Genomic DNA, 20,078 nt, shown 5'->3' on the forward strand with positions numbered 1-20,078 from the left:
CCCGAGCGCGGGCTCGGCGTCGTTCTGCAGGATGCCAGACGACCAGCACGAGGCGTCAGGGCGAAGGCCGGCTTCGTCTCGGGGTGAGCGGCGTCTCCGGGGCGTCCGGGTCGGCGATGACGACCTGGTCTCCGACGCGTCGGAGGGTGGGCGCAGGCCCGTGCGCGACGAACCGCGCTCGTGTGGCCCGGTAGCGGAAGCCGTCCTGCACGGCTGACTCGACGTCGAAGTCGACCTCGTCGCCGGCCTCGAGCTCGCGGAACCCGTCCCCCTCGATGACCGAGAAGTGCACCCACACGTCACTCGGCAGCTCCGGCGTGACGAGGGCGCCCCAGCCCTTGTCGGCCTTGAAGAACTTGACGATCCCGCGCACGATCCCAGCCTGCTCCCTCTGACCAGCAGCTGGTGCAGGCGCAGCGTGTGGTTCTCCCCTTGTCCTGGCCGGCGCCCGGGTCGATCATGACGAGATGACGCTGCAGGCGGTACCGAGCCCGGAGCCGCCGCCGGGGCGCTGGCTCTGGGAGGCGGCTCGCGGAAGCACCCGCGCCGTGCGCGTCTCCCCGCACCCGCAGGGCGGCGTCGTCGCGCTCAGCATGTGGCGTGACGATCGATGCGTCGGCACGATGCGACTCGCTCCGGCGGAGGTGTCGTCGCTCGTCGCCAAGCTCACCGCAGCGCTGGTCGAGCTCGCCGTGACGCCCGAGGAAGGCGCTCCGGCCGGTTCGCCGGACGTCGCAGCACGGCTCGAGGTGCTTGAAGCGCGCCTCGCTGCGCTCGAGGACGCTGCCGGCTAGCACGGCGACCGACTGACGGCTGCGGTGACGCCGGAGGAGTTGGGCGGCTACCACCGACGACGAGGTCGCGGCCGGTGCTCCAGCCGTCTCGCCGGAACGGCTGCGCGCCGCGGATGCGGCAGACGCCGTGCTGTAACGATCCGAGGTCGCGCGCACATCCTTGGTTGTGAGTGCTGAGGTGGCCGACGAGCAGGCCGACTGGCGTGCGGCGCAGGCCCACGACGCGGACGCCTTCGCCCGGATCTTCGACCGGCACCGCGACGCGGTGTTCCGTCAGGCGCTGCGGGTGATGCGGCAGCCGGCCGATGCCGAGGAGGTCGCGTCCGCGGCGTTCTTCGAGCTCTGGCGGAAGCGCTCGTCGGTGCAGCTGGTGGGCGGATCGGTGCGGCCGTGGCTGCTCGTCACGGCCCTGAACCTTGCGCGGAACAGCCATCGGTCGCGCCTTCGACACGAGGTCTTCCTCCGGCGACTCGAGCGGGAGTGGCGGGACGACGCCGGCCTCGATGCGTTCTCCCGCATCGACGACGCGGTGGACCGCGAGAGCCTGATCGCGGCACTGAAGCGACTGTCACCGCAGGATGCGGCGCTGGTCACGATGACCGCGCTCGACGGCTACCGGGCGAGCGAGATCGCGGGGCTCCTCGGCATCTCTCCCGGAACCGCCCGGGTCCGGCTGTCACGCGCACTGGCACGACTCCGCGGACTGCTCACGCCGATGACCGAGGCGCACTCGGGATCACAGGAGGTCGCGCGATGAACCCGCCGAGCTGGAACAGCGGCAACGCCGCGAAGGTCCGCGAGGAGCTCCTGCGCCGCGTCGCCGAGCCGGACACCGTCGACGGGCCCCTGGTGCGTTCAGATCCGAGAAGGTCAGTGGCCATGCAGTGGCCGGCGATCCTGGTGACCGCGGTCGTCCTGGTCGCCGTCGTGGCGCTGTCCCTCGTCGCCGTTCGCCTCAGCGGCGATCGCGAGCTCCCTGCGACCACCGGAGGCTCCTCGCCCGCCGTGCTGCAGGACTCTTCGCCTCCTGAGCAGACCCTGCCGCCGGGCAAGGTCCTCGGTCGGTTCACGAGCGAGGACGGGCCGAACCAGGATCACGTCCTCCGACCGAACGGCCTCGCGCTCGCCACGCAGTTCATCTGCACGGGCGAGGGCAAGTACTCGGTGTTCACCTCCGGCGGAACAGGCGAGAGCGGCGACGGAGGCTGCAGCGGCGGCGGAGTCGGCGCGGGCGGCGGAGGCGTCAACGGCACCTCCCACGTCAAGATCCGGACCGACCCCGACATGACGTGGACGTACACCATCGTCGGATTCACTCCTCCGAAGCACATCACGCCCCGACCGATCGCGACCCCCACGACCACGGGCGGCGAGCCAGTGCCGTACTGCACCGGCGACGACCTCAGCGCCCGCTTCGACCGCATCTCCGCAGCGGCCGCTTCCGCGATCGGCTACGAGCCGTCGGGCGAGATCACCTTCACGAACACGACGAAGCGGACCTGTGCGCTCGCGGGCTACCCCGAGGTCCGCTTCCTCGACGACGGCAAGCCGCTCGGTCACAACACGATGAACCAGATCGACCCGCGACGCAGCGTGGTGAACGGACTGCGGGCGGTGATCCTGGCCCCGGGCGGCTCCGCCTACTCGCAGGTCAACTGGTACAAGCCGGGCGACAACAAGCAGGAAGGACCCTGCGTCGCACGCGCCGTCACCTCGGTCGACGTCGACCTGCACTACGACCTCGCAGCCTCCGGTCAGACCGGACGCTTCACCGTGCCCATCGGCAGAGCGACCGCCTGCCTCAACGGAGCACACGGAGCGCTCGGCAAGTACGGGCAGATCATGTCGACCGTGTTCGTCGCCTACTCGCTGAACCAGGAGCGTTGATGGTTCCAGTTCGACGCTGTCCACAGCGGGCTCTTCTAGCGAGGTGGATCAGCGGAAGCGCGGGCGAAGTTGCGCCCCTGCCTCCGGAGAGCGAACAGGCGTCGCCGCGACATTGCCAGTATTGCCGTCTGACCAGGATACCTAGTATCACCAGGATCGTCCCAAATCACCGGTTTGAGCCCTGAATCGCGTTCGATTGCGTCCAAAATGCGTCCACGGGCGGGATTCGACGACGCGTGCGGCACGCGCTTCGCTTACTGGGCGCGGACCGGATCCTCGCCGATTGCTCGTCCATGAGCCTTGCTATTAGTCCCGGTGCAACACCCCGCCGGCCCGGCGCTCATGTGCGGCGGTGAACCCCGCTAGTCGCGGCGTTGTAGCTCGAGGTAGCGCCGCACGGTCTCTGCGGTCGGTTCGTGGTCCACGACGTCCGGTTCGCCCGAGGTCGCGACGGTGCCGGCGAGCGTGCCGTTGACGAAGATCGGGATCCAGCCCCCCCAGAGGCGGGCGTCGTCGCCGAGGTCCGCGTCGTAGGTCGGGTCTGCCTCGTGACGTCTGCGCACCAGTAGGGAGCTGACGCCGAGCGCGGTGACGGTGGCGACCTTGCCCGAGATGGCTGCGGCGTTCTCCTCGCCGGTGGTGCCCAGCTGCGCGCGGAAAGCGAGCTCGGTGCCCATACGAACCTCGATCGCCAGGTTGCGGTTCCACTCTCGGATCACCGCGATGCCGACCTCGCCGAGCCGCACTGCGTCTTCGCGGGTCAGCGACGAGAAGTCCGCGCGGGGGCTCGGCCTCGAGCGAGGCGAGGGTGTACCCGGGTTAGAGGCGAGCCATGGTCATTCCATTCGCGGCGGCGAGTGTGCAGTTCGACTCGCGTCGGAACGCTGCCAGCCCACCATGCACGGCTCCTGGTGCGTGCTCGGCTGGCCCCGACCGGTGCGCGTGAGCGACTCGAGCTTTGATCCAGGCCCAGCTTCTGTGCAGGTCTGCTGCTGGTCTGGAGTGCGGGGGCAATGCGGGCACCAGCGCCTGGGCAGGAGTCGCGCGAACCGAGGGCACTGGCCTTCCGGATGCGGCCTCTTGGTCGGCACCGTGGGCGAGGGTGGTGCTGTCCGCAGCGCGGGCCCTCGCGCTCGCTCGCGTGCTCGTGGCCAGTCCGCTCCCTCTTGCCGGCCCTCTGAGGAATGATCCAAGCCCCCCGGCAGGTCACTCACGGTGTCGGCGGCCGTATGCGGGATGATGGCCACCGCTCGATGCTTGGAGGTCCACCGTGACAGATGCCCATTCCGTTCCGCGCGTGTCCGCCGCAGTCACACGGCAACGCGTGCGTCGGATGAGCGAGGTCCAGCGGTGGGATCTCGCCGTGGCAGCCGCCCGCGCCCTGCTCGGCCCAACCGATGCGCGGTCTGCGCTGCCACTGCCGAAGTTCCTTGAGGCAGTGTGCGCGAAGAGCGGAGCAGATATCGAGCTCGCTCAGCGCGTGTTCAATGCGCTGCTCGAGGCGGGTGAGTTGAGCTTCGACCTCGCCGACGGGGTGCGTCCCGTCGGCGAGGAGCAATCAAGTTCGAGTCCCGAGGACGAAGAGCTCGAGATCGAGTAGCGCGCCGTGCCTGCGTCCAGCTTCGGCTCCACGCGTCCAGTTGGCCGGCATCGCGACGACGAGGCATGGCGGTCGAGTTATCAGACGGATTACGACCGCCTGCTATACGCGCCTGAGTTTCGGCGTCTATCCGGGGTCACCCAAGTGATGTCCCCTCAGCAGAACTACGTGATGCACGACCGTCTTACGCACAGTTTGAAGGTGTCGCAGACAGCCGAGCGAACGGCGCAGTTTGTCATCTCAACCTACGCGAAGGAGCATGGCCAGACCTACGGAGCGTCGGCTCGCGCGCTCAAGGATCAGTTAATTCCCGCGGTTTGTGCCGTGGCCGGCTTGGCCCATGACCTCGGCCACCCGCCCTTTGGGCATGCTGCTGAGCAGGAGCTTCAGGCGCTCCTTGGCTCGGGACTCAGCGTTCTCTCGGTCAAAGGGCGGCCCGTGCTGACTGACTCCTTCGAGGGGAACGCGCAGTCATTCCGGATCGTGGCACGTCTCAGCCTGAGGAAGCACGAACTCGACGCGAAGCGCGAAGAGAAGGGGCTCAATTTGACCTGGCGCTCCCTCGGAGCGATCGCGAAGTACCCCTGGTTGCACGGTGAGCACCCGCCGCAGTTTCCGAAGTTTGCGGACAAGTGGAACTTCTACAACGCGGAGGGCGCGTACCTCGAACACCTGCGGTCGACGGGGGTGACCCATCGGTACGGCGACTCTGCTCTGCGGCAGTCTCTCGAGGCGCAGGTCATGGACTGGGCCGATGACATTGCATATGCCGTTCACGATCTCGAGGACTTTTACCGCACGCAGCGAATGCCGCTAAACGAACTGCGGGCCCGTCCGGTTCATCTCGCAGTGGACAAAGACGACGACGAGATCGCTGAAGATCCGCCCAGCTTGCCGGATGTCGACGAGGTCTGGGAGTCACTCATTGAATTGACGTTCAACCGACTCCGAGGTGAGCTTCCAAACGTATATGCGGGTACGTCAGATCCGATCGACCGTGCGTCGTTGTTCTCGATCGCCGAAAATGTCCGGGGGCTCTTCCCGGCGCGTCCGTTCGACGGTTCTCTTGACGCGCACGCGGTGCTCCAAGCGTTTAGCAGCTCACTCATCCGACAACTTCAGAGTGGCGCGCGCCTCGTTGAAGCCAAGACCGGTGCTCTTCTGCTTGAGGTGGCACCTGTTGCGCGACTGACCGCCGAATTGTTGAAGAGCATCACACACATGTATGTGATAAATACCCCCGGGGTAGCGATGATGCAGCGTGGTCAGCGCAGGGCAATTCGAGAGCTCTTCACCTACCTGCACGAGATGGCTGTCGCGACATTTGTTGATGGACGAGGTGGGGCCGCGGGGGAGCGCCGGCTCCCGGCCAAGCTGGTCGAGTACGGCCGTCTCGCCATGGCGTCGACGGACCTCGACGACTACCGGAACGACGAGGCCCGAGTAGCCCGTGCTGTCCTCGACTACCTGTGCACCCTCACCGATGCTCAGACGTCCCTCTTGCATCAGCGCCTCACGGGCGATGCGATCGCAGACCAGGCGCCGTACTGGTTGAACACCTGACGCGGGCTCGGCTGTATCGGGCGATCTGCGCTGGGTCGGGCTGGCCTCCCCAAGGAGGCGGCTGGCGAGCAAACGACGCTCGATCTTGGATGTACGTGCTCCGGGGAGTGCTGGCGGAGTAGTTCACCTGACACCCGCGCCCGCTCCCGGTTCAACCAACGTGGCTGCGCAGCGTCCTCCCCGGGCTTCAGGCGCAACAACCTGAAGATGTTGTCGGAGCGAGGATCCATGCTGGGGACGTGGAGTCAGTTCATCTGCGTCCGGGCGCGCTCATCGTTTTCGAGGGGCTGGATGGTGCGGGTAAGACGACGCAGCTCAACTGCCTGCGGGGTCGTGTGCGGCCCGAATCGGCGACATACGTGCACATGCCGACGGGCTTCAGTCGCTTCACCCAGACTGTCCGAACGCTCCTCGACGACCGTGAGGTGCGGCCGGTCTCCGGGCTCGCGCAGCAGCTGGCACACCTGGCCTGTCACGCGGAGTCGCAGGCCACACTCCACGAGCAACGCTCCCGCAGCGCGGTGGTGCTAGATCGTTGGTGGTGGTCGACTCTGGCTTACGGGATACTCAGCGGGGTCATCTCCGATGCGGACATGCCGCGGGATGCTTTCGAGCGGGTGGTCGAGTCGACGTGGGCCGGGATGACTGCCGATGTGGTGTTCCTCTTCGGTCACGTCCATGGTTTTGACTCGAACAACAGCGATGCAATCGCTGCCGGATACGAGACGCTCGCCGCGCGGTATCCAGCGCTGGCCGTGTGGGTGCCGGATTTCACGATCGAGGAGGTGACGGATACTATTCTCGAGGAATTAGACCACCGCCATCTGCTCCTGCCCGAACGGTCCTGAGTTCGGTGACGCCCTACCAGCCGTGGTCCGAAGTCGCCACTTGGGCGGAAAGAACAGTTCGATAGGATCGGGGTTCGGGCGGAAGGTCGCCTTTATCTTGGTCCTCGCGCTCGCGAGTTCAGGGGCTGCGACTCGAAGGTATTTGTCCACCTCGCAGAGAAGATTCTGCACGTCAATCGCATGCAGGCGTCGCCCGAATAGGCCTGCGAAGGGAAGGTTGCGGGAGGTGAACTCGTCCTCCTGCCGGTCCACGAGCCACATTACGAGTTCACTTGGGGACAATCCGCCAGGACTGAGGAAAGTCTTCCTCAAGCCCCGCAATGCGCCTGGTCCAGGCTGCGTGAAGTCATCCTCAGAGAAGTTGATTACTTCTGAGTAATTGAGATCGATCGCTATTTGATACGACATGAAGTTCCCCATGAGCGGGAAGCTCTTCAGGGTGTCAAACACTGCGGCGAGTGTCGGCGCAGTCCGCACTTTCTCGACGAGGTCGGACCGCAGAAACATGTGTCGGAACAATTCGACGTGATTCAGGTGCTTCACGCTCCGCCCGTAGGCGTCGGTTGCGCAGAGGATGAATGCTCCGGTGTAAAGACGGCCGTTGTGGTGGCGGGTGGCGGACAGCGCGTCCTCGAACGCGTCCGAAGCGAGATCCTCGAGGGTCGGAGCATGCCCAAGGAGTTGGCACACGTCCACCCAAGTGCGGATGCTGCTGAAGTGCCGGTACGCCACGATCTGGAAGATGCGATCGGCGACAGCGCCGGCATCGGGTCGGTAGGCGACGTCATGGATGAGGTGCTGACTGACCCGATCGGCAGCTCGGTAGACGTTGCAGAACTTGAACCGCGCGAGGATTGGGTCACGCGTCCACGGTCCGGGTAGACCGAGTAGGCGCCGTTCGAAGATCTGCTGTCGCTCAGAGGTGAACGTCCAGAAGTGGTCGTAGGCGTACTCGCGGACCTGCGGCCGCGCGTCGGTACTGGACGAGGTCATTGAGGTCACATCTTGTCGTCGTTCGCCGTCCCTGCATGTCAGCGCGCCGTGCATGGGCGCGGAAGAGCTGCTACCAGACGGTGTCGCCGACGTTCCTCAGGCCGAGTTCGTCGATCGCGTGGTTGTGGCAAGTCGTGCCTCACCGAGCTCGTGTTCGGCACCGAATCATGCATTGAGTCGCTCGTTGAGCTGGTGCCAACTGTTGGTAAACCGCGGACTGGGTCGGTTCGTCGTGTCGGGACTGAATGCTGAGCGCTGCAGGTTGGTCAGTCGGCTCGAGGAGGCGTAGACGTGGGCCTCGCCGTGACGGCGGCGGTCGAGTTAGGCGCGTCGCCTGCCCACGTTTGCGAGGCCGCGGACGACGAGTGTGGCGATGTCAGCGGGTCGGTGGGTTCGCTCCAGTAGTTCGCGATCGGCGTCGTCGAGCCCGTCCCAAGCTGACTTCGGGGCGCGAGCGCTGGCGTGTAGCGACGCCATCGCGTTCTGCACGGGCTCCGTGTCGGCCGCATCGGGGAAGAGCGAGGGCATCCAGGCTGGGCGACTGGATGCGCGTGCCAACGACACTGCGGCGGCGGCTCCGCCGAACCCGGCAACTGCGTAGAGCACGGCTCCGTGCTCTATGGACAGCCGGGCCTCTTCGATGAGGCCGGGCTCTCGGCCGGCGTATCCGCGCAGCTTCCCGCCGACGAGGACCCGGGCGTCCGTGCTCTGGGTCACAATTCTCCGCATCGCGGTCAGCGCATCTATCGGCGAGACAGTCCGTGGGGTCGTCGGGAGCGCCGAGAGTGGCACCTCTCGGCCTTCTGCGAGGATGTAGCGGATTCGGCCGAGCCTGCCGAGGCGTTGCTGCGCAGCATCGAGCTCATCGACGGTTAGCTTCTGGAACTCCGTTTCCGCCAGCACAATCTCAATCGATGCCGTGCCGTCCTGGAAGCGTTGCGCCTCCTCGAGCATGATCTGGGTGTACCCCTCAGGCTTCAGCCGCCCGCCGTAGACCACCGTGCCGCCAGCGAGGAGCACCGCGCGGGTCACCTCGGCGACGACCAGCTGGCAGTGAAGCTCGGTGAGACCGAGACGCCCGAGATCAGCGCTCTCCGACACCGAAAACCCGACCCGCGTCCCCGCGAGTGCGTCTCGGGCGACAACCGTGGGCTCACTCATCGCGGCAGTCTTCCACCCCGGTTCGCGAAGGTCCGGGGCGTGAGCACGTCGACTGTGGCGTCCTCGTAACCGGCAATCGCGCACAGCTCGGTAACCACCTCCCGCTCACGAGGCCCGAGTGGGGGATCAGGGTGCAGAATCCACACGTGCCGGTCGTCTGGACTGGTGACCCGATGCTCCTGCAGCCACGGGCCGAGCGTGACGGGCTCCGGAGCGTGCACGGGCAACCAGTCGAACCCTTGCGCCTCGAGGTACACGCGCTGTCTCTGCCAGAGCGCCCGTTTGAGCGCCTCGTCGACGAGGCGGTTCAACGCCGCGGCGATCCCTGCATCGGGGTTGACGGGATCACACACGACGGACGGGACATGGTCCATCAAGAACGAGCCGCGCTCCTCTCCGCCGCGGAGCGCGAGCATCGCCACGATCGGCACGTCATGCCGTTTCGCCTCGAAGACCTCGCGCTGCGTCCACTCACGGCCTGCATACCGGTCGGTGCGGACCATCAGCAGCGCCGACTCGGCGGCCGCCTCGTTCAGCACACGCACCCAATCGTCGCCGGCCTGGATGTCTTGGGCGTCAAAGAAGCTGCCGAGGTGGGTCTCAGCGATCGCTGTGCGGACCTTCGCAAACAACGGCTGACCATCGAAGGTCGAGTCCTCCAGCAGCGACGCCGTCTTCGTGTGGCTAACGAAAACCGTGATCTGGCCCCGGCCCGCGACGTGCTGCGTGATCGCTTGGCTCACCTCGCGGCCCAGCACCGCCGCGTCGGTCCACGACGCGCCGGTCAGCGCCTGCATGCCGTCGACGAGCTCGTGGAGGACCCCGCCGCCTCCGCGGTAATCGGCCTTGCGAAGGACCAGCACCGCTCCGCCGCGGTCCCGCACCGCGAGTGCGGAGCGGATATATCCCGCCCACGCGGGCTCGGTGTCGACGGCCCGTGCTAGCTCCGTCCCCTCGACGATCACGACGACCTCGGTTTGCGCGGGCTGGGTGCCGACGTCGATCGGGCGAGGAGCGCCGCGATCGTCCCACGCCGCACTGCGTCCGTACACCTCCACTGCGCCGCCCGCGAGCCCGGAAAATGCCGAGGAGTGGAAGTGCTGCTGCAGCCCGGTCAGGACCTGCTCACCGCCGCGCTCGTCCGGGTGCCAGACGACGAATACGTCGAGGATCGGTGGCGGTACGGGCATGGCTCCTCGCGATCCCGCCAGCGCTGTCGCCGGCTGCGCCTAGCGTAAGCAGCCGAAGGAGGATCCCGATGGCCGACCAGCACAACATCTTCATCCCGCACCGCCACGAGGACGATCAGCTGGTCGGGGAGCTGAAGAACCTGCTACGCCGCCACGGGGCAGAGGTGCGAGATTCCTCCATCACGTCGAAGACGCCGAACAACGCGAAGGCGCCCGGGTACATCAAGGACCTCCTCGCCGACCATATTCGGTGGGCGGGCAAGATCATCGTGATCATCTCGCCCGACACGAAGAACCACCCCTGGGTCGACTGGGAGGTGGAGTACGCGAACCGGTTCGGTGACAAGCGGATCATTGGTGTCTGGGCTCCCGGCACGGAGCCCGGGGACATGCCGGCTGCGCTCGAGGACTACGCGGACGCAATTGTGAACTGGGACGGACCGGCAATCCTCGACGCGATCGACGGCGCCGACAATTGGACCGATCCGGACGGCGGCCGCGCCCCGGAGATGGTGATCGCTCGAGCGCGCTGCTGACGGCCCATGACGCTGTACAGCTACGTCGTCCGGTACGACATCGGTTTCGCCCCGAACCCGTTCCGCGGGCTGTGCTCCGTCGCGACCTGCAAGCCCGTCATCCGCGCGCATGCCGCGATCGGCGACTGGGTACTAGGCGTCGGGTCCGCGGAGCACGATCTGCGCGGGCGTCTGGTGTACGCGATGCGTGTTGAGGAGACCGTCAGTTACGACCAGTACTGGTCCGACTCTCGCTTCAGGGACCGTCGGCCAAGTCTCGGGGGCAGCCGGATGCAGGCATTCGGTGACAACATCTACCACCGCGACCCTGTCACCGGCGCGTGGGTACAGGAGAACGGCCGGCACAGCCTGCCGGACGGCAGACCGAACACGGACCACATCGAGCGGGACACCCGCAGTGACCGTGTGCTGCTGAGTCAGGAGTTCGTGTACTTCGGTGGCGACGGGCCCGTCATCCCGGCCGGGCTGCGCTCCGGCGACCGCGATTTCTTGAAGAACCCGCGCGGTCATGCGGTCGTCCGCGACCCCGCCCACATCGACGCGATCGTCGAGTGGGTGCAGACCCTTGGCTCCGGCCGCCTCGGCCGGCCCGCAGACTGGCCCTCGCTCGAGCGTCCCGACCGGCGCGTGTCGGAGCGCTGGCAGCCGTGACCGGCACCGGAGCCGCGTTGCGGGACTACCAGGAGGCGGCGGCGTTCTTCGCGAGTTCGTATTCGCTGCGGAGACCGACGTCCGCGTGCAGGGCGCGCGGACGACACACGCCATCGACGTGCTGGCGACCTACGCCCACGTCCGCCTCACCGTGACGTGGGCGGTGAAGTGCAAGCACTAGCGCACACCCGTCGGCAAAGCCCAGGTGTTGACCCTGCGAGCGGTCGTGGAGGACATAGGCGCCGACCTAGGCATCCTCGCCGAGTATGGGTTCCAGCCCGGAGCAAAGCAGGCGACCGTGCGCAGCGAGGTCGTGGCGATTTCGTTGGCGGACCTCCGCCGCGCGGCAGCGTCCCTCGCGGAGCAGCGGCTGCGGAACTTCCCGGCGCGGCTCTCGCGCGTCAACGCTAACCACTGGGCGATGCCGAAGGAACATCGAATTGAGCATGGACTCCGACCGGGGGTCGGCTTCAACGGCTATTCCGCGACACACGTACTAGCTGGCGCTCGCGCCGTGCTGCTGGCTGGTCTCACCGACGACTTCCGGATGGACTCGTTCTTCGGACTGCCGGACGCCAAAATCCAGGACCGTGCCGCCGCGATCGCGTGGCTGGACTCAAACCTGGACGACCTGGAGCGGCGCATTAATATCGCCCGAGCCGCTTTCGACCAGTCGACACCGTAGGGCGGCGGGCAGGCAGAATTACCTAGATTTTACTGGAAAATGCAGCGTGGTGGTACGGCGCAATACCGGGTCAAGACTCAAGAGGATCGGCCGATATCGGCAGGTGCGACGAGGCTTCGCGACGAGCATCGGCGAACCATGCTGTCGCCCCGATCCGCTTCAGCAGTTCCGATTCCTCGGATGCCCACGTGTCGCCGATCAGATACCCAAAGAGGTCTGAGCGTTCCGCTGTAGAAAGGGGGTATTTGTTGTTGATCGCCAGGTAGGTCGCGACAGCCCGCTCCCAGATCTCTACTTCTCGTTCGGGATGCATGTCAGAGCGGAAATTTGTGACGGTCGTCACCCAGTCGACCGGCATGATCTCCCACAGTGCCTGTTGGATGATGCGGATGCGTCGCAGGAGTGGTTGCGGGAGGGTCTCCCAGCGAGGGGCGCTCAGGACCAGGTCGGACAGCTTCACCTTCTCGATGGGAGAGTCGTAGACGACCTGCCAGTATGCCGCTTCTCGTGAAAGCTGCGCGAAGCGCTGAGGTTCGACGGCTTCGAGTATTCGGATGGCGAGTTCGAGTGGTTCCATCGCTGTCGCATCGATGGCGAACTTGTCGGTAAGGGTCGGGCTATGTGCGACGACGTCGCTGCGCGTGACGCCGAACCAGACCGGGAGGATTACCTTCCCCTCGCTGATCTCTCGAGCGACCAGTCCTCTGTACTCGTAGTCCGGCCAGCGCTTCGCGAGGAACGACTTGCTGATGATCACAAGACCGAAGCGGCTCTGCAACAGTCCCTTGTCAATGCTCGCAGACAGACTGTCGCCGACCTTCAGTGCGAACTGGTCATACCAAACGCGGAGTCCGAGCCGGGTTAGCGCCTCCGTAAGCGGACGAACAAGACCCTTGTCCTCCGAAGCGTGCGAGATAAAGAGGTCGTAAATCTTTGGCGTCATCCGGGGTGCCCACAATCGCTACTGATTCGTCGTCGCGAGCGTAGGGCGGAGAACGCCCGGTGCGAGTCGGCCACGCGGCATTGCCGCCCTCCATGCGCGAGGTGCGGTCCCAGACCAGCGAGTCAACTGTTACCTCTGCGTGCTTGGTGTGTCAGCTGCGAGCGGAATGTGGCCGGTGAACCAAGTGTGCCGTCGAGACGTTCGACCCTTCCCGATGGTGGGGTGGGTGGCGTCGGAGATCTGGAGGCGCGTGTCGTGCGTGCTGGTGCGCAGACGCACCGCCGCGTGATGGTCGGGTGGCAGAAATCTCCTCCGCGATGCTCCCACAGCCTTCGCTGCGATGCGGGAGCGACTGGACCCCTCGCTGGACCCCTCGCTGAGTACGAGGGGTCCAGCGAGGGGTTTCGGGCGTCTTGCCCTGTCCTGGCCTGCCACCTCCGCGGACGCGGCTCCTGAACCACCCACACACAACTTAAAAGCAAGAGCAGTTGTGAGTGGGTGGTTCAGGAGTACAGGTGGCAGGCCAGGACAGGGCAAGACAAAGGAGTAGGGGAGGAGTGGGATGGAGGGGAGTGCGTGGTGGGGATGGATGGGTGGTGGCGTGAAGGAGGAGATGCGGGGTGCGGTCGCGGGCGAGAAGGGGAGACGGGTGAGCGTTGGGCGTCGACGGAGAGTGGGGCGCAAGGGAGGGACGGTTTGAGAGGGGAGGCGTGGGCTGGAGGCGACGATCAGCAGGTGGAGAGGTGAGTGGTCGACATCAGAGGACCTGGGCGTTCCGAACCCGTCCGCTGAGGTTCGGGGTTCCGTACGAGCGAGATGGTGCTGACGACCGTGGCAATCCGAGTGCTGTCGGAAGGGCGATGCAACATGCGGCACGCGTTTGTCGCCGACTGATTGAGGAGCGTGCTTGATGCCACCTCGGACGCTGAGGAGACGTTCTCGCACCGAACCCTCGCTCAGTGAGGCGCGCGTTCGAGCTGCTGCAACCACTCGACCTCGGTGGAAAGCCCAGGGCATCGGCTGGTCGGTCTGATGGGGTTCATTTCCTCCTACGAGACCCCGGCCGGAAGGCGCTACAAGGTCCGCTACCGCAAACCCGACCACTCCGAGGGTGCGAAGCGGGGGTTCACGTCGAAGCGCGAGGCGAAGCTGTGGCTCGCCAGCGTCGAGGTCGACGTGTCGCGCAACAGCTACGTCGACCCGGCCCGAGCTCGGATCACGGTCGAGGCGTGGATGAACACCTGGCTTGGCACTCGGTCGGACCTTCGGCCCACGACGCGAGAGCGAGTCCGCGGGATCATCGACCGCGACGTCGTCCCGGCGCTCGGTCGCTATCCACTCGGTGATCTCTCGCACAGCCGCTGTCAGGAGTGGCTGCACAGCCTCTCGAAGCGGCTCGGGCCGGCGAGCGTCCGCAAGTGCGCGGCCGTCCTCAGCGGTGCGCTGGAGGCTGCGGTGCGCGATGGACGGCTGACCGCGAACCCGGCGCGCGGTCTGCACCTGCCGCGGGTCTCGACGAAGTCCAAGCGCTACCTCATGGTCGCGCAGGTGCATGACCTCGCCGAAGTGGTCGACGGGATCGGTGCCGGGAAGCAGAACGGCGCCGCGAACGGGTACGGCACCCTCATCCGCGTCCTCGCCTTCTGCGGGCTCCGCTGGGGTGAGGTGTCCGGCCTCCGCGTCGGCGACGTGAACTTCCTCCGCGGCCGCCTCGAGATCCAGCACACGGTCGTCGAGTCCGGGGGAGTGCAGGTCGAGTCGACGCCGAAGGACTACGAGGCCCGCAGCGTGCCGATCCCGAAGTCGATCCTCGACGAGCTCGCCGTCCTCGTGGCCGGCCGACGGGCAGACGAGCCCGTCTTCCGCGGCTCCCGCAGCGGCTCGTGGGTGCGCGGCAAGGTCTTCCGCCGGGGGTGGCTGGACAAGGCCGCGGTGCTCATCGGGGAGCCCGGGCTGACGCCGCACGAGCTTCGGCACACGGCCGCGAGCATCGCGGTGAGCCTCGGCGCGAACGTGAAAGCGGTGCAGCGGATGCTCGGCCACGCCTCGGCCGCGGTGACCCTCGACGTGTACGCGGACCTGTTCGATGCGGACACCGATGCGCTCAGCGCCGCGCTGGACCGGGTGGCGTCGCGTCCGATCGCGTCCATTTCGCGTCCACGGGCCGTGGGAGGCGGGAAATGAGAAGCGGCCCGCCTCAGGTTTTCCCTGATCACGAGCCGCTTTCCCGATGCGCCCCCAGCAAGATTCGAACTTGCGCCCCTGCCTCCGGAGGGCAGTGCTCTATCCCCTGAGCTATGGGGGCCTAAGGGACGCCCAAGGCTATCAGGCCCGAGCGTCCCCCTCCTCGCGGCGCGAGCCGCGAGCGGCCGGATCAGCCGTTGATGTCGCGCTTGCCCTGCGCGAGCGCGGCGGTCAGCTGGTCCTTGTCGAACGGCTTCACGTACGCGGGCTGGTCGCGCTCGGAGCGCCAGCTCTCGGCCAGCGGGCCGCCGTCGACGGTGTCGAAGCCGAACTCGTCGACCAGGGCGGACACGGTCGCGCGGGCGTCCGCGTCGTCGCCGTAGACCGCGAGGGCGCGGCGGCCGGGGGTGCCGGAGGGCTGGTTCGCCGTCGTCAGGTCCGCGGCGAAGATGTGGTTGAACACCTTCACGACCTTCGAGTCCGGCAGGTGCGACTGGAGGAGCCCAGCGGTGGTCGTCTCCGCCGAGTCGAGGCCCGCGATGCGGCCGTCGCGCTCCGGGTAGTAGTTGTTCGTGTCGATCACGGTCTTGCCCGCGAGGGGCGCGACCGGCACGTCGGGCACGTTCTTCAGCGGCACGGTCACCACGACGATGTCGCCCGCCTTCGCCGCGTCCTCAGCGGTCGCCGCGGTCGCGCCGTCGCCCAGCTCCGCGATGAGGCCCGACAGGGTCTCGGGGCCGCGGGAGTTGCTGATGACGACCTTGTAGCCGTGCTGCACCGCGAGGCGGGCGAGCTGCGAGCCGATGTGGCCGGCGCCGATGAGACCGATGGTGGAGATGTTGCTGACTGGCATGTCCCGTTCCAAGGCGCGGCGTCCGCGCACTATGCCCGCGATCGGCGACCTGTCAGGGTGCAGTCATGCGACGCACCGTCTCCGCCGCCATGGACCTCGACGTCACCGACGCCTCCGACCTGGTGCTCGCGGTCTCCGTCGCGCGGCTGCCCGGGCTCGCGGTCGACGAGCGCCTGCGGGTCGAGCTCGACGGCGGACCGCTGGCGGTGGAGGAGCTGACGGAGGCCACGGGCACCCGCCTCCACCTCGTGCACGCGCCGACCGGCACCGTGACCGTCCGCTACGACGCGACGGTGGAGGGGCGCGCGGAGCCGGTGCCGGTCGAGGACCTGGACCGCATCGCCGCCCTGCGGCCCAGCCGCTACAGCGAGTCCGACCAGCTGCTGCCGACCGCGCAGGCGGAGTTCGCCGGGCTCGAAGGCAAAGCGCTGCTGGACGCCGTCTCCTCCTGGGTCGGCGCGCACCTCGTCTACGTGCCGGGGTCGAGCAAGCCCACCGACGGGGCGACGGAGACGCTGCTCGCGCGCCAGGGCGTCTGCCGCGACTACGCGCACCTCGTCGTCGCGCTGCTGCGGGCGCTCGATGTGCCGGCGCGGCTCGTCGCGGTCTACGCGCCGGGACTGCAGCCCATGGACTTCCACGCGGTCGCCGAGGCGCTCGTGGAGGGGGAGTGGCACGTCGTCGACGCGACCGCGCTCGCGCCGCGCGCCTCCCTGCTGCGCATCGCGACGGGCCGCGACGCCGCGGACACGGCCTTCCTCACCACGCGTCGGTGACGCGGTTGATCCGGCTGGCTGCTCGTGACCGCGGTCGTCGACGACCTGCCCGCGGACGACGTCACCGCGCTGGTGCGACTGGGCTGACTCAGCCCGCAGTGGGGGCCGGGGTGGCGCCGGGCGTCACCGGCGCGGTCGGTGTCGGCGTGGGCGTCGCGGTCGGCTTCGGGCCGTACCCGAGCGACTTCAGCGCCGCGGCGACGACCGCGGAGGCGTCGCCCGGCTCGAAGAACTTGTTCGAGCGCAGGAACACCCACGTGCGGCCGCGGAACACGTCCGCCTGCCCGACGTGGTCGACGACCTGGAAGTAGGCCTCGCCGCCGAACGTCGGCACGGACTGGCTGCGCAGCACCAGGTCGTTCTTCAGCGACGTGCCGTCTCCGACCGACGGCTTGGCCACCGACACCTCGAGCACGTCGCCCGCGGGGGTCGTCCACCGGCAGGTCGTGCCGTTCAGGTCCGCGAGGCGGTGCGACGGGTCGCTGTCCTCCGGCTGCCAGCCGCGCACGACCGTGAAGTCCGGGTTCAGCGCCTTCACCACGGCGGTCGGCACCAGGGTGCGGCACTTGATCGACACCGGCGTCGCGTCCGCGGCGACCTGGGTCGGGGGAGGCGTGGTGGGCGTCGGCGCCGGAGTGGAGGCGGCCGCGGTCGGCGCAGCGCTCGTCGGCCGTGCAGCGACGGGGTTCGAGGTGCAGCCCGCGAGGGCGGTCAGTGCGAGCAGTGCAGCGACGGCTGCGCCTGCGCGACGGATCGTCGACATGAGTCCTCCCGTAGCGCCACGTCCCCCGTCCGGGTGGCATCCGAACGCTAGCAACGCGCCCCGCCGCGGGCCGTGCGGCGCGTCGGCGCGGCGGATCCGGCGTGTCGGCCGCCGGTAGGCTCGACGACCATGACTCCGGCCGAGCTCCAGGTCGCCGTGGGCGATCTCGTGCGGTCGGCCGCCGCTCGACGCGGTGCCGACCTGACCCTTTCCGACGCCGACCTGCTGCTCGAGCGCCCCCGATCCCGCGAGCACGGCGACTGGGCCAGCACCGTCGCGATGCGGGTGGGCAAGCGCATCGGCGTGCCGCCGCGCGACCTGGCGCAGCAGCTCGCGACCGACCTCGGCGCGCTGCCCGGCGTCGCCGCCGTCGCGGTGGCCGGGCCCGGCTTCATCAACATCACGCTCGAGGCCGCCAGCGCCGGCGCGCTCGCCGCCCGCATCGTGCAGGAGGGGGAGGCGTTCGGCCGCTCCGAGATGCTCGCCGGCCGCTCGGTGAACATGGAGTTCGTCTCGGCGAACCCGACCGGCCCCCTCCACCTCGCCCACACGCGCTGGGCGGCGCTCGGCGACGCGATCTCCCGCGTGCTGCGCGCCTCCGGTGCCGAGGTCGTCGACGAGTACTACATCAACGACGCGGGCAGCCAGATGGACCACTTCGGCGCAAGCGTGCTCGCGGCGGCCCGCGGGCTGCCGACGCCCGAGGGCGGCTACCCGGGGGAGTACATCAGCGACCTGGCGAAGGCGCTGCTCGCCGAGGACCCCGAAGTGCTCGACCTGGCCGACGCGGCCGCGCTCGCCCTCGCGCGCGACTTCGGCTACAAGCGGCAGCTCGAGGAGATCAAGCGCTCCCTCGCCGACTTCAACGTGCACTTCGACGTGTGGTTCAGCGAGCGCTCGCTGCACGACGACTCCGACGGCCCCTCCGCGATCGAGGTCGCCGTGGAGCGCCTGCGCGCGCAGGGCCGCGTGTTCGAGGCGGACGGCGCGCTGTGGCTGCGCACCAGCGAGTTCGGCGACGACAAGGACCGCGTGCTGATCCGCGGCAACGGCGAGACGACGTACTTCGCCGCCGACGCCGCCTACTACCTGGACAAGCGCGACCGCGGGTACGACGAGAAGGTGTACCTGCTCGGCGCCGACCACCACGGCTACATCGGCCGGCTGAAGGCGCTCGCCGGTGCGGCGGGCGACGACCCCGACTCCGTGACCGTGCTCATCGGGCAGACCGTCAAGGTGAACGGCGCGCGGCTGTCGAAGCGCGCGGGCAACATCGTCGAGCTCGTCGACCTGCTCGACTGGCTCGGCTCCGACTCCTTGCGCTACTGGCTGGCCCGGTACCCCGCGGACACCCCGCTCGACCTCGACGGCGAGCAGCTGCGCCGCCGCACGAACGACAACCCGGTCTTCTACGTGCAGTACGCCCACGCCCGCACGCGGTCCGTGGCGCGGAACGCGGTGATCGCGGAGGTGACCCGGCAGCACGACGGGGGCGATGCGTTCGACCCCGCCCTGCTGACGCACCCGACGGAGTCGGACCTGCTCGGCGAGCTGGAGCAGTTCCCGCGCACCGTCGAGCGCGCCGCCACCCTCCGCGAGCCGCACCGCGTCGCCCGCTACCTGGAGCAGCTCGCCGGCGCCTACCACCGCTGGTACGACAACTGCCGGGTCATCCCGGTGGCGGGGGAGCCGGTGGAGGACGTGCACCGCACCCGCCTCGTGCTGAACGAGGCCGTCGGGCAGGTGCTGCGCAACGGGCTCGACCTGCTCGGGGTGACGGCGCCGGAGCGCATGTGACCGACGGAGCGCGACCTCCGCTCGGCGCCCGCGCCGACCCGACGCTGCCGATCCCCGTGCAGCGCACGGTGCGGCGCAGGCGCCGGGGGCGACGTGCGCTGCTGATCACGCTCATCGTCCTGGTCGTGCTCGCGGTCCTCGCGGTGATTGCGTTCGTCATCGGCGACCGCGTGTTCCGCAGCACCGCGGAGGCGCAGATCGAGCAGACCGTCTCGCAGAGCCTCCCCGACGGCGTGACGGGGAAGGTCACGGCGAAGATCGGCGGCTCGTCCGCGCTGCTGCAGTACCTGCACGGCTCGTTCGACGACGTCACCCTCACCTCGCAGTCCCTCCGAGTGGCCGGTGCGCCCGCCAGCGCGGTCGTGCACGTCGCCGGGCTGCCCGTGAAGGGCGGCACCGTGGACCGGGCGACCGCCTCCTTCGTCATCGGCCAGGCGGCGTTCAAGGACGTGCCGGCCCTGCGGAACGCGGGGGCGACCGCCCCGACGCTCGGGAACGACAGCGTCGCCACGACGCTCACCCGCAAGGTCCTGGGGCTCGACGTGAAGGTCGGCGTGCGCCTGAAACCGTCGCTGTCCGGGCAGACGGTGCACCTGCGCCCGACCTCCGCGACGCTCACGGCCGGCCCGGCCACGATCCCGGCGACCGCGATCGTGCAGCAGCTGCTGCCGAACGGCGTCTCCGTGTGCGCGGCGAGCTACCTGCCGCGCGGCATCGACGTCACCTCGGTCCGCGTGCGGACGGGGGAGGCGGTCGTCGGCCTCGTCGCGAACGGCGTCGACCTGAACACGCTCGAATCGGCGCCGACGGGCTCCTGCGGCTGACGCATCGAGATGCGCGACGAGGACGCCGAC

21 protein-coding genes and 1 tRNA gene are annotated in these 20,078 nt (G+C 68.2%); 13 read left to right on the forward strand and 9 right to left on the reverse strand.

Annotated features, from left to right (window positions below; translation table 11 throughout):
* Window positions 1–55 precede the first annotated feature (55 nt).
* Window positions 56–373: a cold shock domain-containing protein gene (locus tag ABEA53_RS02815; protein ID WP_345479418.1), complete on the reverse strand. Its 318-nt coding sequence runs from the start codon at window positions 371–373 to the stop codon at window positions 56–58.
* A gap of 94 nt (window positions 374–467) precedes the next feature.
* Here ABEA53_RS02815 and ABEA53_RS02820 point away from each other — a divergent pair, with 94 nt between their 5' ends.
* The 3 genes from ABEA53_RS02820 to ABEA53_RS02830 all read left to right on the forward strand — a co-directional run bounded on the left by ABEA53_RS02820 (window position 468) and on the right by ABEA53_RS02830 (window position 2,681).
* Window positions 468–794: a hypothetical protein gene (locus ABEA53_RS02820; protein WP_345479419.1), complete on the forward strand. Its 327-nt coding sequence runs from the start codon at window positions 468–470 to the stop codon at window positions 792–794.
* A gap of 178 nt (window positions 795–972) precedes the next feature.
* On the forward strand, window positions 973–1,551 hold the full coding sequence (locus ABEA53_RS02825; RefSeq protein WP_345479420.1) for an RNA polymerase sigma factor: 579 nt from the start codon (window positions 973–975) through the stop codon (window positions 1,549–1,551).
* On the forward strand, window positions 1,548–2,681 hold the full coding sequence (locus tag ABEA53_RS02830) for a DUF4232 domain-containing protein (RefSeq protein ID WP_345479421.1): 1,134 nt from the start codon (window positions 1,548–1,550) through the stop codon (window positions 2,679–2,681). The genes ABEA53_RS02825 and ABEA53_RS02830 overlap by 4 nt, the downstream gene beginning before the upstream one ends.
* 362 nt (window positions 2,682–3,043) lie before the next feature.
* Here the strand turns inward: ABEA53_RS02830 and ABEA53_RS02835 are convergent, their stop codons facing one another.
* Window positions 3,044–3,445: a heme-binding protein gene (locus ABEA53_RS02835; RefSeq protein WP_345479670.1), complete on the reverse strand. Its 402-nt coding sequence runs from the start codon at window positions 3,443–3,445 to the stop codon at window positions 3,044–3,046.
* 569 nt (window positions 3,446–4,014) lie between these two features.
* On the opposite strand from ABEA53_RS02835, the gene ABEA53_RS02840 reads away from it, so the two are divergent.
* The 3 genes from ABEA53_RS02840 to ABEA53_RS02850 all read left to right on the forward strand — a co-directional run bounded on the left by ABEA53_RS02840 (window position 4,015) and on the right by ABEA53_RS02850 (window position 6,692).
* Window positions 4,015–4,281, forward strand: a complete 267-nt coding sequence (locus ABEA53_RS02840; protein ID WP_345479422.1) for a hypothetical protein — start codon at window positions 4,015–4,017, stop codon at window positions 4,279–4,281.
* A 6-nt stretch (window positions 4,282–4,287) separates the two neighbouring features.
* Window positions 4,288–5,844 carry a deoxyguanosinetriphosphate triphosphohydrolase family protein gene (locus tag ABEA53_RS02845; protein WP_345479423.1) on the forward strand — a complete coding sequence of 519 codons (1,557 nt, stop codon included), beginning with the start codon at window positions 4,288–4,290 and terminating at the stop codon, window positions 5,842–5,844.
* A 239-nt stretch (window positions 5,845–6,083) separates the two neighbouring features.
* The gene (locus ABEA53_RS02850) at window positions 6,084–6,692 is read left to right on the forward strand and encodes a dTMP kinase (RefSeq protein WP_345479424.1); all 609 of its coding nucleotides are present in this window, start codon (window positions 6,084–6,086) and stop codon (window positions 6,690–6,692) included.
* On the opposite strand, the gene ABEA53_RS02855 is transcribed toward ABEA53_RS02850, so the two are convergent.
* The 3 genes from ABEA53_RS02855 to ABEA53_RS02865 form a co-directional block, all read right to left on the reverse strand.
* On the reverse strand, window positions 6,654–7,685 hold the full coding sequence (locus ABEA53_RS02855; protein ID WP_345479671.1) for a nucleotide kinase domain-containing protein: 1,032 nt from the start codon (window positions 7,683–7,685) through the stop codon (window positions 6,654–6,656). The two genes, ABEA53_RS02850 and ABEA53_RS02855, sit on opposite strands and share 39 nt — an antisense overlap.
* Before the next feature lie 321 nt (window positions 7,686–8,006).
* Window positions 8,007–8,846, reverse strand: coding sequence for a hypothetical protein (locus ABEA53_RS02860; RefSeq protein ID WP_345479425.1), 840 nt, complete (start codon window positions 8,844–8,846; stop codon window positions 8,007–8,009).
* Window positions 8,843–10,036: a toll/interleukin-1 receptor domain-containing protein gene (locus ABEA53_RS02865; RefSeq protein ID WP_345479426.1), complete on the reverse strand. Its 1,194-nt coding sequence runs from the start codon at window positions 10,034–10,036 to the stop codon at window positions 8,843–8,845. Before ABEA53_RS02865 ends, ABEA53_RS02860 begins: the two co-directional genes overlap by 4 nt.
* Window positions 10,037–10,104: 68 nt before the next feature.
* On the opposite strand from ABEA53_RS02865, the gene ABEA53_RS02870 reads away from it, so the two are divergent.
* From ABEA53_RS02870 to ABEA53_RS02880, 3 genes are all read left to right on the forward strand, one after another.
* Window positions 10,105–10,572, forward strand: coding sequence for a TIR domain-containing protein (locus ABEA53_RS02870; protein ID WP_345479427.1), 468 nt, complete (start codon window positions 10,105–10,107; stop codon window positions 10,570–10,572).
* 6 nt (window positions 10,573–10,578) lie between these two features.
* Window positions 10,579–11,223, forward strand: a complete 645-nt coding sequence (locus tag ABEA53_RS02875) for an Nmad2 family putative nucleotide modification protein (protein ID WP_345479429.1) — start codon at window positions 10,579–10,581, stop codon at window positions 11,221–11,223.
* A 226-nt stretch (window positions 11,224–11,449) separates the two neighbouring features.
* Window positions 11,450–11,908 carry a hypothetical protein gene (locus tag ABEA53_RS02880; RefSeq protein ID WP_345479431.1) on the forward strand — a complete coding sequence of 153 codons (459 nt, stop codon included), beginning with the start codon at window positions 11,450–11,452 and terminating at the stop codon, window positions 11,906–11,908.
* Between the two features lie 70 nt (window positions 11,909–11,978).
* On the opposite strand, the gene ABEA53_RS02885 is transcribed toward ABEA53_RS02880, so the two are convergent.
* Window positions 11,979–12,851 (reverse strand): TIR domain-containing protein, encoded by an 873-nt coding sequence (locus ABEA53_RS02885; protein WP_345479432.1) that lies wholly within the window; start codon window positions 12,849–12,851, stop codon window positions 11,979–11,981.
* A gap of 1,032 nt (window positions 12,852–13,883) precedes the next feature.
* Here ABEA53_RS02885 and ABEA53_RS02890 point away from each other — a divergent pair.
* Window positions 13,884–15,035: a tyrosine-type recombinase/integrase gene (locus ABEA53_RS02890; protein WP_345479433.1), complete on the forward strand. Its 1,152-nt coding sequence runs from the start codon at window positions 13,884–13,886 to the stop codon at window positions 15,033–15,035.
* A gap of 49 nt (window positions 15,036–15,084) precedes the next feature.
* On the opposite strand, the gene ABEA53_RS02895 is transcribed toward ABEA53_RS02890, so the two are convergent.
* Together ABEA53_RS02895 and ABEA53_RS02900 are read right to left on the reverse strand one after the other, a co-directional pair.
* A tRNA-Arg gene (locus tag ABEA53_RS02895) sits at window positions 15,085–15,156 on the reverse strand.
* A 69-nt stretch (window positions 15,157–15,225) separates the two neighbouring features.
* The gene (locus tag ABEA53_RS02900; protein ID WP_345479672.1) at window positions 15,226–15,873 is read right to left on the reverse strand and encodes an NADPH-dependent F420 reductase; all 648 of its coding nucleotides are present in this window, start codon (window positions 15,871–15,873) and stop codon (window positions 15,226–15,228) included.
* 80 nt (window positions 15,874–15,953) lie between these two features.
* Here ABEA53_RS02900 and ABEA53_RS02905 point away from each other — a divergent pair, with 80 nt between their 5' ends.
* A complete protein-coding gene (locus ABEA53_RS02905) occupies window positions 15,954–16,664 on the forward strand; it encodes a transglutaminase-like domain-containing protein (RefSeq protein ID WP_345479434.1) in 711 nt (236 codons plus the stop codon).
* Between the two features lie 88 nt (window positions 16,665–16,752).
* Here ABEA53_RS02905 and ABEA53_RS02910 read toward each other — a convergent pair whose 3' ends face one another.
* Complete coding sequence (locus ABEA53_RS02910; protein ID WP_345479435.1) at window positions 16,753–17,427, reverse strand: hypothetical protein; 675 nt, start codon at window positions 17,425–17,427, stop codon at window positions 16,753–16,755.
* 129 nt (window positions 17,428–17,556) lie between these two features.
* On the opposite strand from ABEA53_RS02910, the gene argS reads away from it, so the two are divergent.
* Together argS and ABEA53_RS02920 are read left to right on the forward strand one after the other, a co-directional pair.
* Window positions 17,557–19,224 (forward strand): arginine--tRNA ligase, encoded by a 1,668-nt coding sequence (argS, locus tag ABEA53_RS02915; RefSeq protein ID WP_345479436.1) that lies wholly within the window; start codon window positions 17,557–17,559, stop codon window positions 19,222–19,224.
* Window positions 19,221–20,048: an LmeA family phospholipid-binding protein gene (locus ABEA53_RS02920; RefSeq protein ID WP_345479437.1), complete on the forward strand. Its 828-nt coding sequence runs from the start codon at window positions 19,221–19,223 to the stop codon at window positions 20,046–20,048. Before argS ends, ABEA53_RS02920 begins: the two co-directional genes overlap by 4 nt.
* Window positions 20,049–20,078 lie beyond the last annotated feature (30 nt).

The sequence above is a fragment of the Amnibacterium soli genome (assembly GCF_039544415.1).
GTDB lineage: Bacteria > Actinomycetota > Actinomycetes > Actinomycetales > Microbacteriaceae > Amnibacterium > Amnibacterium soli.